Here is a 12,998-nt window from a genome sequence, read left to right as displayed (position 1 = left end):
GAAAAAGCGCTCATGAAAGTACATCGCATACCCGCTAAACATCCTTTCCGAGCAAGCGGTTTTACTTTGCTTGAGATGATTGTGGTGCTAGTGATCATTGGGCTTTTAGCGGGTCTTGTGGGTCCTAATTTATTTCGTCAGGCCGATCGAGCTAAGGTTCAAACGGCTGAAACACAAATTAGTATGATCCGAGGAGCATTGCATGCGTTTCGTTTGGATGTAGGTCGTTTTCCAACAGAAGCAGAGGGGTTGAATGCATTGGTGCGTGCACCTTCGGATGAAAGAGTTTCCGCTTTTTGGGAGGGCCCCTATCTAGATGGATCGGTTCCACTAGACCCTTGGAATCGTCCTTATGAATACAGTTTACAAGCGAGTGCCACAGAAAGATTTAGTTTGTATTCCTTAGGCGCGGATGGTCAGCGTGGTGGGGAGGGTTTAGATGCCGATATCGGTTACCTGCCCGGTCAATAATAAAAGCTCTCAAAGTGGCTTCACCTTGCTTGAGCTAATAGTTGTTCTTTTAATTACAGGTATGGTTACGGCTTTAGCTTGGCCTGCTTTACAGCGAATGGGGGGCAGTATGCAGCGCTCTCTTGAGCTAAGTGAAGCGGAGTTGTTGATGAATGGTTTGGCATTGAGCGTGCGTGATCAGGGGCAGCCGCTCTTAGTGAAGCAACTTCCAGATCCTAACTATACGACCGCTTGGATGCAGCAATTACATGAGCTGAATATCCAGGTTCAAGCGGATCCACCTGTCTTTATTAGCGCTTCGGGTTTTTGCCCTTTTGGGGGTGAGATCGTCATTGAGTTAAAGGGGCGAACCTACTCGGCATACTTAGCACCTCCTGCGTGTCAACTCCAATGGTCCTTTCCTGATGCGTGAGCAAGGATTTTCATTGCTGGAAGCGATTGTTGCCTTGGCCATTCTCTCTATCGGTGCGATGGCAATTTATGCCTGGATTAACACGGGCTTATTAACCTTGCAGCGTGTGGATGCCATTAATCGCGCCGTGGTAAATGTGGATAACGCTGTAGAGTGGGTGAGTGCACTGGACCCTAGGCAATTTCCAAAAGGAGAAATCCAACTAGGGGAAGCTTTGGTTGAATGGAGCTTTGTACCTACTGAGTATCGAGCACCTATGTTAGGTCAGGGTGGGACTCGATCAGTGAATGATGCACACTTGATGCAGGTGCAGATTCAGGTCTCACAGGGGGAGCGCCCTTTGGCTCAGTTTCAGATGTGGCATTTGGCTTTGTCGCAGGAGCGCAGTGTGACCGATGTCTTGTTTGATTGATTGCAAGCCCCGTTCGCGTGGTTTTACTTTACTGGAAATGCTAGTTGTTTTGATGCTAACGACTCTGATCGCAGCAGTTTTAATGCAGAGTTTTCTGTATATGGCAGGAGTTTTTGGTAGTGTTGAACGACGTCAAAAAGCATTGGCGCAGATTGCGTTGCAGCGAGGATGGTTTCAAGATTCGGCTCGTAGTCTTGTAAACGGTGTGGACGGAGAGGGCTTTTCGGTACGAACGTTTCGAGGAGAGCGCCAATCCTTTCAAGGTTTGACTGCTACGGGTCTCAGTTATAGCGGGGGGGTGGCGCGCCCTGTGGAGGTAGTTTGGCGCATCGAACAGGATGAAAGGAATGTTCGCGTTTATTACCGTGAGCTGCATATTGGAGGAGAAGCGGGGCCCTGGTTCCAGGTGGGTGAATGGCAAGGAACGCATGGATATTTTTCTTATTTTTCTCAAGGTGAATGGCGAGAGCGTTTTCCCGAAGAACAAACTTTGCTGTCATTAGGGTCTAATCTACAGCTACCAGATGCCGTTAAATTGGTGGTGGAGGGCGGACGTTTTCCACTGACTTGGGTTGTGCATATCGCTAGCAACTCTCTGCCTTATCAAGCACCGAAACCCGATGAACAATAAATATCCTCGGCCCTCTGAGCAGGGTTTTGTTTTAGTTTCTGTTCTCTGGTTACTTGTCGCTATGACAATGGCGGCGACTTTGTTTTCTGCATGGGTAGAGCACTCTGTGCGTCAGGCTATGGCACAGCAAGAGTCTTTGAATACAACCATTCAAGCGCGTTCTCAAATTCAGGCGCTTCTTTTTACTCGAATTACCGCTTCAGGAGGTGTTCAAGGTGTTCCTTGGCCGGCTGCGGGAGACGTTAAAGATGATGAGTCATTAATGTTTGACAGCCTGGATGATTTTTTGAGTGGAGCACCCCCTAAACAAAAAGCACGAACGGAGGCGGGTTTTCTCCGTTTAGATGATTCTGTGCATGCATTGGGTCAACTCCGTATGGTTGTCCAAGACCGAGGGGGCTTGATCGGTTTGACCGATTTAAACAATTCATCGGTCTTTGAGTCTTTGGCGCAACAGTCAGACCATAGTGTGAGTCCTCAGCGTTTGAGAGATACATTGATGGATTATTTAGATGAGGATCACTTCCGTCGCTTACAGGGAGCTGAGCTGACAGAATATGAGCTCATTGGGCGGTTGCCTCCTGCGAATGGTGCGTTGAAAACACCGCTTCAGTTACGAGACGTGATGGCCTGGGATAACGTGTTAGCAGAGCGTTCAGATGCTTGGATTTTGCAACGATTTCGTGTGGATGGTAATGCTTTTATCAATGTAAATACGGCAAGCTATGGTGCTTTGGAGTTGGTGGTTGGTCAGGAGCATGCTCGGACATTGATTGAAGAGCGAACCGTCGCTCCGTTTGAAAGTGTTTTTGTGTTGAGTAATCTTCTAGGAACCGGCGAAGACAGCTCCTTGGGAATAGTGCCCCGCGACGGGGTGCGTATTTGGTGGTGGGAGGAGGGGGCTCATTCTGCGCATGTATATGATTATAGTTTTGAAGGATTAGCATCTGGAACTCATGCTGTGCAGTTGAATTGGCAGTTGCGCGTTCCGGTACCTGATGAGATGAAAAAGAAGATGCCAATCTATGTTGAGCATCCTTTTTTTGATGAGGTTATCGAGTTTCGTGGAGGGGTGAAAGAAGTTAAAAGCCCCAAATGAGAGGAATCAGTGCGATTGCAGTTATCGCGGTGATAAAGTTCACAGGGAGGCCAAGTCTAAGATAGTCTGTGAATCGATATCCGCCCGGCCCATACACCATCATGTTTGTTTGGTAGCCCAGTGGAGTGACAAAACTTGCAGATGCTGCAAACATAATGGTGATGGCAAAAGGAAGTAAGTCGACCCCTAGCTGGCTGGCAACCGCTTGTGCGATCGGAAACATTAATACGGCAGCCGCATTATTTGTAATCAGCTCCGTAAAAATGGATGTGAGTAAATAAATTATTCCAAGAGCGATCCAGGGTGCCATCATCTCCTCTGGGCGGTTAAGTAGTGTTTCGACCAGAATTGCAGCGGCGCCTGTCGTTTGCATGGCTTTGCCAAGTGCAAATGATGCAGCGATCACGACTAAAACCTGAAGATCCAGTGCCCGACGAGCATGGCTGGCTGTCATGCACTTTAAAGCGATCATCGTACCTGCTGCCAAAAAAGCACTTTCCATAATAGACAGTAATCCAGAAACAGAGGCTAAGACCATCATTGTGAGAATGCAAATGGCTCTGGGTGCTTTCTGAAAATCGGGAGGTGTTGAGTCGTTAATGGCGCTGACTAATAAGAAATCTTTGCGAAACTGATAGTGTTCGATAAACGATTGGCTGGTTTCTAAAAGTAAAGTGTCTCCAACTTGAAGTGTGATATTTCCAAGCTTGCCTGGTAATCGATTGCCTTCGCGTGAAACGGAAAGAATAACGGCTTTATAACGTGTTCTAAACCGTGAGGCTTTGATAGTCTTGCCGAGAGATGGGAAGTCATAGCCAACGATGGCTTCTACCAAACAGCGCTGATGATGAGCAAGATTAAGTTTAAGAATGTCGCGCTCAGCAGGCTGTAATCCCTTGATGGCTCTTAATTCTTTCGCGCCTTCCGGTGCGCCAATAAAGTGTAAACGATCTTGAGCGAACAGCTCTGTGTCTGGGCTCACGGCTGTCAGAATACGCCCATGACGCTCTATATCAGCAAGATAGGTGTATTGTAGATTGCGCAAACCTGCCTCCGCGATCGTTTTTCCAATTAAGGGGCTATTGGCGTCTATCAGTACTTCCACCTCGTATTCTCTAACCTGATCAATACGATCCACCATGCCCTGTCGGAGAGGTAAAAGCTTGTTTGAGAAAAGCAGCATAAACCCACCTCCTAATATGAGCACAGGAATGCCTACCCAAGCCAGATCGAAGATGTTCAACGATACCTCACCATTCTCAAGTAATAGTCCATATACTACTAAGTTAGTACTCGTACCGATGAGGGTGACGGTGCCCCCAAGGATGGCAGCATAGCTCAGAGGGAGTAAGAGCTGAGAAACGGGAATTTTCATGCGTTGACACCAGTCTTGGACTGTCGGTATAAGCATGGCGACAACAGCTGTGTTGTTCATGAATGCGCTCAGGAGAGAGGCGCTGGCGACAAGCCGCATTCGTGCATTTGGTATATGATTGCTACGTCCTAGTATGAAAGTCGTTATAAACTGAACAGAGCCTGTTTGTTTCAGCCCAGCTGAAACGATTAAGAGCGCTGCGATGGTCAGAACGCCTGAATTGCTAAAGCCAGATAAGGCATCCGTTGGAGTGAGTGTGCCTGTGATGAGTAAGACGGTTAAAGCGGCCATAAGAATCAGATCGGCTGAGATTCGAGTAGCTGCCAGTAAACCAAGAACTGATAAGGTGGTGACAATAGCTATCCAGGCTTCTTGTGTCATCTAAGCAGAACCTCATAAGGTGTGTTGTCGCAAATTTTAATGAGTGTTTTTAACGTCACAAACGAATTATAAAGAGAATGCGTGATAATGGCGACTATGACCACCGGTACCTGACGTTAATGGGTTGTAAAATTGCTATTCGTGATTGGAATCACGCAGAATAAATCGACAAAGGCAAATGATTGTAATTAGGACTAAATATGTTAACGCATCTTCAGCGATTAGAAGCAGAAAGTATTTATATTATTCGAGAGGTCATTGCTGAAGCAAAAAAACCTGTAATGCTATACTCGGTAGGTAAAGATAGTAGTGTTTTATTGCACCTTGCTCGGAAGGCTTTTGCTCCTGCTAACATTCCTTTCCCGTTGCTACATGTTGATACGGGCTGGAAGTTTCGTGAGATGTATGAATTCAGAGATCGAACGACAAGAGAAGCGGGCGTTGATTTAATTATTCATGTAAATTCTGAAGGAGTTGCTCATAATATCAACCCGTTTGATCATGGCTCTGAAGTTCATACAGATGTTATGAAAACCCAGGGATTGAAGCAGGCTTTAGATAAGTATCAGTTTGATATTATACTCGGTGGTGCGCGTAGGGATGAAGAAAAGTCAAGAGCCAAGGAGCGTATTTGCTCATTTCGAAATGGTCTGCATCGCTGGGATCCAAAATCTCAGAGACCTGAATTGTGGCGTACTTATAATACTCGTGTGAGCTCTAAAGAAAGTATCCGCGTTTTTCCTTTGTCGAACTGGACTGAATTTGATATCTGGGCCTATATTCATCAAGAGTCCATTGCGGTTGTACCGCTGTATTTTGCCTCTGAAAGACCTGTGGTCGAACGGAAAGGGCAGTTAATTATGGTGGATGATAATAGAATGCCATTGTTATCTGGTGAGACACCAATGTTAAGAAAAGTGCGTTTCAGAACATTAGGCTGTTACCCGCTTACAGCTGCAGTGGAGTCTAATGCTGAGTCGTTGGAAGATATTTTATGTGAGATGGTTTCTACTCGACATTCCGAACGACAAGGTCGTTTGATCGATCATGATAATATGGGATCGATGGAAAAGAAAAAACAAGAGGGTTATTTCTAGTGATGGAATTTATAGCTGAAAAAACTCTTAGTGCAACTGAGGTGGTTCAAGAATATGCTGCTAAGGATATTCTTAGATTTATCACTTGTGGTAGCGTTGATGACGGAAAAAGTACATTAATTGGTCGATTGCTATTTGAAACAGATAGTCTTTATGAAGATCAGATTCAGGCTGGTATAGAGGCATCTAAGCGTTATGGGACTCAAGGCGCTAAGTTAGATTTTGCACTTTTAGTTGATGGTTTAGTATCTGAGCGTGAGCAGGGAATTACAATTGATGTTGCTCATATTTATTTTTCAACAAGGAAAAGAAATTATATAGTTGCTGATACACCAGGGCATGAGCAATATACTCGTAATATGGTTACGGGAGCATCGAACGCAGATACGGCTGTTCTCATCATAGATGCATCAAAAGGTTTGAAAACTCAAACTAAAAGACACAGTTATTTGATGGGGTTGATGGGTATTAATCGTGTCATTGTGGCAATCAATAAGATGGATCTAGTAGGCTATAGCGAAGAGGTGTTTGATTCTATTCGAGAGGAGTTTAATAACTTTCACACTAAAGTCGCTATAAGTCAGGTGGACTATTTGCCCATTTCAGCACTGAATGGCGATAATTTAGTGACTCTTAGTGATAAAATGCCTTGGTATAAAGGCCTGAGTTTATTGGATATATTGGATACTTATTCACCCAAGGTTATCGAGGACTTAAAAAAGCCTTTTAGAATGCCGGTGCAGTGGGTGAACCGGCCTAATTCTTCTTTTCGTGGATATGCTGGTAGCTTGATCAGTGGGAGCGTAAGTGTAGGGGACAGAGTTAGAATTTATCCTTCAGGTGTTGAGTCAAGTATACAGGCAATTTATACCTTTGATGGATATAAGCAAAAAGCTCAGTGTGATGAAAGTGTGACACTCCTTTTAAATACGGATGTTGATGTTTCTAGAGGGGATCTGATCTGTGAGATAAATACACCGGTTGAGGCTTCTGATCAGTTTGAAGTGAATGTTACATGGATGTCCGAACAGGCATTGATGCCTGGACGTAACTACCTGATTAAATTCGGATCTTTAACAGTAAATGGCATGATTACCTTGATTAAGCATAAGGTCGATGTCAATACCCTTACGACACTTTCCGCTAAAGTTCTGGAGTTAAACGAGATTGCAGTATGTAATTTAAGTTTGGATCGAAATGTTCCTTTTGAGCCCTATTCCAGTAATAGAAGCCTAGGTGGTTTTATCTTTATCGATCGTTCAACTAACCAGACTGTAGGCGCAGGTGTAATTAATTTTGCATTAAGGCGTAGCCGTAATATCCATCTCCAGCATATAGCTATAGATAAAAAACTTAGATCGACTTTGAAAAAGCAAAAGCCATGTGTGTTGTGGTTGACCGGATTGTCTGGTGCTGGGAAATCAACAATTGCGAATACGTTAGAGCAGCGTCTTTATCAAGAAGGGTATCATACTTATCTACTTGATGGAGATAATCTTCGTCATGGTTTAAATAGAGATTTGGGATTTACTGATGAAGATCGGGTGGAAAATATCAGGCGTGCTATTGAGGTATCCCGGCTTATGGTTGATGCAGGTTTGATTGTGATCTCCTCATTTATCTCGCCATTCAAAAGTGAGCGTGAAGTAGCGAGGTCTAAGTTTGAGCATGGAGAATTTTTTGAAATTTTTGTAGATGTGACTCTCTCAGAAGCTGAACGACGAGATCCAAAAGGCTTATATAGAAAAGCTCGTTTGGGGGAGTTAAAAAATTTCACAGGTATAGATTCAATATATGAAAAACCTCTTTGTGCAGATTTGACATTAAATACCATGATTTTATCACCCAATGAGTCAGTCAATAAGATTATGGCTATGCTATATTCTGAGGGAGTGCTGAGTGATGAATAATGTTATTTCTGGAGGGAAGATTGTAATTGAAGAAAAGCTTGTTGAGCTGGTTGAGGATGTCATCAGAGCTGCTGGTCGTGTGGTGAAAAAAATTTATTCTCATGACATCAGTATGGTGGAGAAGGTAGATGGCTCTCCGCTGACACAGGCGGATTTAGCGTCACATCATATTATAGTTGAAGGTTTAGCCAGTTTAGGTCTCTCAATTCCAATCGTTTCAGAGGAGGATTGTACATGTTCTTCGCTGAGCTTGAGTGAGGGTTGTTTCTGGTTGGTTGATCCCTTGGATGGTACGAAAGAATTTATTCATAAAAATGGTCAGTTCACATTGAATATTGCTTTGATCGTTGATGGCGAGCCAGTATTAGGTGTGGTTTATGTACCGGCTCTTAGTCTGGGGTATTCGGGTCTTGTCGGTTCTTCTGCTCGTAAGTGGCGAGACGATGGCTACTCTGAAGAGATCCATGTTTCCTATAATCATTTAGGAAGTGTTTGGAGAGCAGTCGTCAGTCGTTCTCATGCACAGTCGGAAGTTTCGTTTTTAAGCTATTTAGAATCTTATACAGCAGAGCCAATGGGTAGCTCATTGAAGATCTGTGCGATTGCTGAGGGGAGCGCAGATATTTATCCACGATTAGGACATACCAGTGAATGGGATATTGCTGCAGCGCATGCTGTACTGCGTGCTGCCGGTGGCTTCTTGATTCGATTAGATACGAGGGAGGAGCTTACTTATGGGCGTCAAGATGAGAATTTTCTAAATCCTTCTTTCGTTGCCTATGGTGATCCAGCTGTTAGGCCTCCCCTCGAGCATGATCAAAACTGTCTAGATCTTTGAAGGCTTAAGCACGGATTTCTATATTGTGAATAGCTAAGCTAGTTCGGGTAGAATGCTGGCTTAACTCATAGGTACCGAGGACTGTTATGAAGATTTTGGTGACTGGTGGTGCGGGCTTTATCGGGTCTGCCGTGATACGTCACATCATCAATGATACTGAAGATCAAGTTGTTAATCTTGATAAACTGACTTATGCGGGGAATTTGGAAAACCTCGAATCAGTGAGTGACTCTTCACGCTACGCTTTTGAGCAAGTAGATATTTGTGACCGAGCTGAATTAGAGCGTGTCTTTGAAGTCCATCAGCCAGACCTTGTGATGCACTTGGCTGCTGAGAGCCATGTGGATCGTTCCATCGATGGGCCTGCGGCATTTATTGAAACGAATATCGTTGGAACTTATCAGTTGCTTGAAGTTGCAAAAAAATACTGGCAAGCCTTGGAGAGCGAACGTAAAACGCAATTTCGTTTTCACCACGTTTCTACGGATGAGGTGTATGGAGATTTGCCACATCCCAATGAGCAGGTAGATGCTTTAGAGCATTTATTCACTGAAACGACACCTTATGCTCCTAGCAGTCCCTATTCTGCATCTAAAGCCAGCTCAGATCACCTTGTACGTGCTTGGCAGCGTACTTATGGGTTGCCTACACTCATCACCAATTGTTCAAATAATTATGGCCCTTATCATTTCCCAGAAAAATTGGTGCCACATATAATCTTGAATGCCCTTCAGGGTAAACCTTTGCCTGTATATGGTGCAGGTGATCAGATCCGCGATTGGTTATATGTCGAAGACCATGCTCGGGCTCTTTATTTGGTTGTGACTCAGGGAGCAATAGGCGAAACCTATAATATAGGTGGTCATAATGAGCGGCAGAACATCGATGTGATCCATACTTTGTGCGATTGTCTGCAAGAATTCATGCCACGCGAGGGTGGATACCGTACTTTAATACAGCATGTTACAGATCGCCCAGGACATGATCGTCGTTATGCTATTGATGCGAGTAAGATGGCGCAATCTTTAGGTTGGGCTCCAACAGAATCATTTGAATCTGGAATGGCTAAAACTGTCCAATGGTACTTGGAAAATCAGCAGTGGTGGAGGCGTGTTTTGAGTGGAGAGTACTCTCTTACACGATTGGGTAGTAATCAGACAGTATCAGGTGTGGCACAATGAAAGGTATTATTCTTGCGGGTGGATCTGGAACACGTTTATATCCAATCACTAAGGGGGTATCTAAACAATTATTGCCCATTTATGATAAGCCAATGATTTACTACCCTCTGTCTGTACTCATGTTGGCAGGTATTCGTGAGATATTAGTTATCTCTACACCTGAAGATCTTCCTCAGTATCAAAAACTACTCGGTAATGGCTCTGAGTTTGGCATATCCATAAGTTATGCTGAGCAACCTTCACCTGATGGTCTCGCCCAGGCATTTATTATTGGTGAATCATTCATTGGCTCTGATAATGTTTGTTTAGTACTCGGGGATAATATTTTCTATGGCCAAAGCTTTGGTAAACAGCTAAAAACAGCGGCCTCTCGTAGCATAGGGGCAACGGTATTTGGGTATCTTGTCAGTGATCCAGAACGTTTTGGAGTGGTTGAGTTCGATCCTGAGGGAAGGGTGCTTAGTCTTGAGGAAAAGCCCGCTCAACCTAAGTCTCATTATGCTGTTACAGGTTTGTATTTCTATGACAATAGCGTTATAGAAATTGCCAAGGCAGTAGAGCCTTCTCGACGTGGTGAGTTAGAAATTACAAGTGTCAATCAGGCGTATCTTGAGCGAGGAGACTTGAATGTTGAGTTACTTGGACGAGGGTTTGCGTGGCTGGATACAGGAACTCACGAAAGCTTATTAGAAGCAGGCATGTTTGTGCAGACCGTGGAAAATCGCCAAGGATTAAAAATCGCTTGTTTGGAGGAAATTGCATATCGTAATGGTTGGTTAAGTGCTGATCAGGTTCAGGCTCAAGGTGAGCGATTATCTAAAACTGGCTACGGTCAGTATTTATTACGCCTGGTAAGTGAGGGAGTAAGTTGATGCATGTTACAGAAACAAAGCTACCAGGTGTTAAAATGATAACACCAGATGTATACGGTGATGAGCGTGGTTTTTTCAAGGAGACTTTCAGTGCGAGGCGTTATCTTCATGAGGTAGGTATTAATCTTGCTTTTGTGCAAGATAATCATTCACGCTCAGCTCGTGGGGTATTGCGTGGACTTCATTTTCAGAAAACACGGCCTCAGGGAAAGTTGGTAAGTGTTACACGTGGATCCGTTTTTGATGTGGCTGTGGACATCGATCCAAATTCATCTACTTTTGGCCTATATGTTGGTGTTGAATTAAGCGAACTCAACCAGCAGCAACTCTGGATTCCTCCAGGTTATGCGCATGGGTTCTGTGTCTTAAGTGAATTTGCGGATTTTTATTATAAATGCACTGATTATTATGATCCAACAGATGAGGGGGGGCTGGCGTGGAATTGCCCCACAGTAGGAATTGAGTGGCCAGTTCAAGACCCTGTTCTGTCCGTGAAAGATGCAGCCTATCCTAGTTTGAGAGAGTTGATCACTTAATTATGCAACCAAATTTAAAAGTGATGCTAATAGGTTCTAATGGACAGCTTGGTTTGTCTCTGAGAAAGGTTGTGAATGAGCACCCCGAATTAGGTATAGAGTTGCTTTGCTATACAAAAGAAGAATTAAGCATCACAGATATCTCTGCATTAGAAAATGCATTCGGTAAGAATCAACCAGATGCTGTTATCAACGCAGCTGCGTATACAGCGGTTGACAAGGCAGAGGTTGAAAAAGAGCAAGCATTTGAGGTGAATGCACTAGGTGCAGGTATTTTGGCCGGTCTATGTACTCGACATAGTGTGACTCTCGTTCATGTATCAACAGACTATGTTTTTGATGGATTGACAGGTGAACCCTATAAAATCGATGCACCCGTTGCACCTCTGGGAGTATATGGCCTTAGCAAGTATCATGGCGAGTTAGTCGTTGTTGAAAAGTGCCCTAGCGCTTTGATTGTACGGACTAGCTGGGTATTCAGTGAGTTTGGGAATAACTTTTTAAAAACAATGCTTAAATTGGCCAGCGAAAGAGATACTCTTTCGATTGTCAAGGATCAGTTGGGTGGGCCAACCTACGCTCCACACTTGGCCTTCTTTATTTTACAGTTACTTCTGCTTAAGGGGCGAAGAAGTGGTATTTATCATTTTAGCGGTCAGCCTTATTGTAGTTGGTATGATTTTGCGGCTGTGATATTTAAGTCTGCATTTGATAAAAAAATGATTGGTGTCATACCTCAAGTAATAGCAATCCCTACAACAAGCTATCCAACTCCTGCAACTCGACCATTATTTACTTGTCTTGATTTAAGTGACTCGAAAATTCCAGGGATAATTTTTTATAATAATTGGCAGGAGGGAGTCATGTGTGCATTGGATGGTTTAAAGCAAAGACATGATTGATAAAAAACCGTGTGTAGCCATATTGTTAGCCGCTCATAATGGCTCCTACTGGTTAAAGGAGCAAATTGATTCTATTCTGAATCAAAAGAATGTTAGTATCAAGCTCTTCATCAGTGTTGATCTGTCCGTAGATGGTACTGAAGCTTTTGTGGATGAGTTGTCTGCTTCCCATGCTAATATATTCGTACTTCCGCATGGTTGTCAGTTTGGCAGTGCTGGACCTAATTTCTTCCGATTAATGCGAGAGGTTAATTTCGATAATGTTGATTATGTTGCTTTCTCAGATCAAGATGATATCTGGTTTGAAAGTAAACTTTCACACTCTATAGATTGTATTGTAAATGAGGGCTTAGATGCATATTCTTCAGATTTGATTGCCTTCTGGTCAAATGGGAAGAATAGAGTCATTAAAAAATCCCAGCCTCTTTGTCGTTATGATTATTACTTTGAGTCCGGTGGGGCTGGATGTACATTTGTATTCCCTATCAGATCTTTTTTGGAGATTAGAAAGTTTTTGCTTGATCGTTGGAGTGATGTTTCTAACTTCGAGAGACATGATTGGTTGATTTATGCTATCGGGCGGAGCAAGGGATTTTTATGGAAAATAGATAGTGTTCCAATGGTATACTATCGTCAACATGATAATAATCAAGTAGGCGCGAATGTTGGATTGGGCGGGATGCTTGCTCGTTTTGATCAGATCTCTAACGGTTGGTATTTTGAACACGTAAATTTCTTGGTGAGTTTGCTTTCTGATCATGATAAGTCTGGCTTTAGAAACGAACGTTTTTTCCTAATAAGAAATATATTTGACATTAGACGAAAAAAATTAGAGTGTTTTTATATGTTGATTTTATTGTTATTTGGAAAATATCAATAAT

14 protein-coding genes and 1 pseudogene are annotated in these 12,998 nt (G+C 43.5%); 14 read left to right on the top strand and 1 reads right to left on the bottom strand.

Features of this window, described 5'->3' with window-relative positions:
* Nucleotides 1-12 precede the first annotated feature (12 nt).
* From gspG to E1H14_RS08930, 6 genes and pseudogenes are all read left to right on the top strand, one after another.
* The gene (gene gspG, locus E1H14_RS08950) at nucleotides 13-471 is read left to right on the top strand and encodes a type II secretion system major pseudopilin GspG (protein WP_149391122.1); all 459 of its coding nucleotides are present in this window, start codon (nucleotides 13-15) and stop codon (nucleotides 469-471) included.
* A pseudogene (locus tag E1H14_RS13445) lies at nucleotides 440-544 on the top strand (prepilin-type N-terminal cleavage/methylation domain-containing protein); the annotation flags it as partial. The gene gspG and the pseudogene E1H14_RS13445, both read left to right, overlap by 32 nt.
* Nucleotides 545-580: 36 nt before the next feature.
* Nucleotides 581-883 carry a hypothetical protein gene (locus E1H14_RS08945; protein ID WP_235017429.1) on the top strand — a complete coding sequence of 101 codons (303 nt, stop codon included), beginning with the start codon at nucleotides 581-583 and terminating at the stop codon, nucleotides 881-883.
* On the top strand, nucleotides 876-1,295 hold the full coding sequence (locus tag E1H14_RS08940; protein ID WP_149391120.1) for a prepilin-type N-terminal cleavage/methylation domain-containing protein: 420 nt from the start codon (nucleotides 876-878) through the stop codon (nucleotides 1,293-1,295). Before E1H14_RS08945 ends, E1H14_RS08940 begins: the two co-directional genes overlap by 8 nt.
* Nucleotides 1,279-1,926 carry a prepilin-type N-terminal cleavage/methylation domain-containing protein gene (locus E1H14_RS08935; protein WP_149391119.1) on the top strand — a complete coding sequence of 216 codons (648 nt, stop codon included), beginning with the start codon at nucleotides 1,279-1,281 and terminating at the stop codon, nucleotides 1,924-1,926. The genes E1H14_RS08940 and E1H14_RS08935 overlap by 17 nt, the downstream gene beginning before the upstream one ends.
* Nucleotides 1,916-3,025, top strand: coding sequence for a type II secretion system protein GspK (locus E1H14_RS08930; protein ID WP_149391118.1), 1,110 nt, complete (start codon nucleotides 1,916-1,918; stop codon nucleotides 3,023-3,025). The genes E1H14_RS08935 and E1H14_RS08930 overlap by 11 nt, the downstream gene beginning before the upstream one ends.
* Here E1H14_RS08930 and E1H14_RS08925 read toward each other — a convergent pair.
* Nucleotides 3,009-4,781: an SLC13 family permease gene (locus tag E1H14_RS08925; protein ID WP_149391117.1), complete on the bottom strand. Its 1,773-nt coding sequence runs from the start codon at nucleotides 4,779-4,781 to the stop codon at nucleotides 3,009-3,011. The two genes, E1H14_RS08930 and E1H14_RS08925, sit on opposite strands and share 17 nt — an antisense overlap.
* Nucleotides 4,782-4,981: 200 nt before the next feature.
* On the opposite strand from E1H14_RS08925, the gene cysD reads away from it, so the two are divergent.
* The 8 genes from cysD to E1H14_RS08885 all read left to right on the top strand — a co-directional run bounded on the left by cysD (nucleotide 4,982) and on the right by E1H14_RS08885 (nucleotide 12,997).
* Complete coding sequence (gene cysD / locus E1H14_RS08920) at nucleotides 4,982-5,878, top strand: sulfate adenylyltransferase subunit CysD (protein WP_149391116.1); 897 nt, start codon at nucleotides 4,982-4,984, stop codon at nucleotides 5,876-5,878.
* 2 nt (nucleotides 5,879-5,880) lie between these two features.
* Nucleotides 5,881-7,788, top strand: coding sequence for a sulfate adenylyltransferase subunit CysN (cysN, locus tag E1H14_RS08915; protein WP_149391115.1), 1,908 nt, complete (start codon nucleotides 5,881-5,883; stop codon nucleotides 7,786-7,788).
* Nucleotides 7,781-8,626 (top strand): 3'(2'),5'-bisphosphate nucleotidase CysQ, encoded by an 846-nt coding sequence (cysQ, locus tag E1H14_RS08910; RefSeq protein ID WP_149391114.1) that lies wholly within the window; start codon nucleotides 7,781-7,783, stop codon nucleotides 8,624-8,626. Before cysN ends, cysQ begins: the two co-directional genes overlap by 8 nt.
* A gap of 86 nt (nucleotides 8,627-8,712) precedes the next feature.
* On the top strand, nucleotides 8,713-9,807 hold the full coding sequence (gene rfbB / locus E1H14_RS08905; RefSeq protein ID WP_149391113.1) for a dTDP-glucose 4,6-dehydratase: 1,095 nt from the start codon (nucleotides 8,713-8,715) through the stop codon (nucleotides 9,805-9,807).
* Complete coding sequence (rfbA, locus tag E1H14_RS08900; protein ID WP_149391112.1) at nucleotides 9,804-10,679, top strand: glucose-1-phosphate thymidylyltransferase RfbA; 876 nt, start codon at nucleotides 9,804-9,806, stop codon at nucleotides 10,677-10,679. The genes rfbB and rfbA overlap by 4 nt, the downstream gene beginning before the upstream one ends.
* Nucleotides 10,679-11,215, top strand: a complete 537-nt coding sequence (gene rfbC / locus E1H14_RS08895; protein ID WP_149391111.1) for a dTDP-4-dehydrorhamnose 3,5-epimerase — start codon at nucleotides 10,679-10,681, stop codon at nucleotides 11,213-11,215. The genes rfbA and rfbC overlap by 1 nt, the downstream gene beginning before the upstream one ends.
* 2 nt (nucleotides 11,216-11,217) lie before the next feature.
* The gene (gene rfbD, locus E1H14_RS08890; protein ID WP_149391110.1) at nucleotides 11,218-12,117 is read left to right on the top strand and encodes a dTDP-4-dehydrorhamnose reductase; all 900 of its coding nucleotides are present in this window, start codon (nucleotides 11,218-11,220) and stop codon (nucleotides 12,115-12,117) included.
* Nucleotides 12,110-12,997, top strand: a complete 888-nt coding sequence (locus E1H14_RS08885; protein ID WP_149391109.1) for a glycosyltransferase — start codon at nucleotides 12,110-12,112, stop codon at nucleotides 12,995-12,997. Before rfbD ends, E1H14_RS08885 begins: the two co-directional genes overlap by 8 nt.
* Nucleotide 12,998 lies beyond the last annotated feature (1 nt).

Source organism: Nitrincola tapanii (assembly GCF_008368715.1).
In the GTDB taxonomy this organism is placed as follows: domain Bacteria; phylum Pseudomonadota; class Gammaproteobacteria; order Pseudomonadales; family Balneatricaceae; genus Nitrincola; species Nitrincola tapanii.
The sequence above is the reverse complement of the archived record's forward strand: the minus strand, read 5'-3'. Positions and strand labels throughout refer to the sequence as shown.

Coding starts and splice junctions, on each gene's coding strand:
- gspG (WP_149391122.1), top strand. CDS start 13: ATGAAAGTACATCGCATACCCGCTAAACATCCTTTCCGAGCAAGCGGT.
- E1H14_RS08945 (WP_235017429.1), top strand. CDS start 581: ATGCAGCGCTCTCTTGAGCTAAGTGAAGCGGAGTTGTTGATGAATGGT.
- E1H14_RS08940 (WP_149391120.1), top strand. CDS start 876: ATGCGTGAGCAAGGATTTTCATTGCTGGAAGCGATTGTTGCCTTGGCC.
- E1H14_RS08935 (WP_149391119.1), top strand. CDS start 1,279: ATGTCTTGTTTGATTGATTGCAAGCCCCGTTCGCGTGGTTTTACTTTA.
- E1H14_RS08930 (WP_149391118.1), top strand. CDS start 1,916: ATGAACAATAAATATCCTCGGCCCTCTGAGCAGGGTTTTGTTTTAGTT.
- E1H14_RS08925 (WP_149391117.1), bottom strand. CDS start 4,781: ATGACACAAGAAGCCTGGATAGCTATTGTCACCACCTTATCAGTTCTT.
- cysD (WP_149391116.1), top strand. CDS start 4,982: ATGTTAACGCATCTTCAGCGATTAGAAGCAGAAAGTATTTATATTATT.
- cysN (WP_149391115.1), top strand. CDS start 5,881: ATGGAATTTATAGCTGAAAAAACTCTTAGTGCAACTGAGGTGGTTCAA.
- cysQ (WP_149391114.1), top strand. CDS start 7,781: ATGAATAATGTTATTTCTGGAGGGAAGATTGTAATTGAAGAAAAGCTT.
- rfbB (WP_149391113.1), top strand. CDS start 8,713: ATGAAGATTTTGGTGACTGGTGGTGCGGGCTTTATCGGGTCTGCCGTG.
- rfbA (WP_149391112.1), top strand. CDS start 9,804: ATGAAAGGTATTATTCTTGCGGGTGGATCTGGAACACGTTTATATCCA.
- rfbC (WP_149391111.1), top strand. CDS start 10,679: ATGCATGTTACAGAAACAAAGCTACCAGGTGTTAAAATGATAACACCA.
- rfbD (WP_149391110.1), top strand. CDS start 11,218: ATGCAACCAAATTTAAAAGTGATGCTAATAGGTTCTAATGGACAGCTT.
- E1H14_RS08885 (WP_149391109.1), top strand. CDS start 12,110: ATGATTGATAAAAAACCGTGTGTAGCCATATTGTTAGCCGCTCATAAT.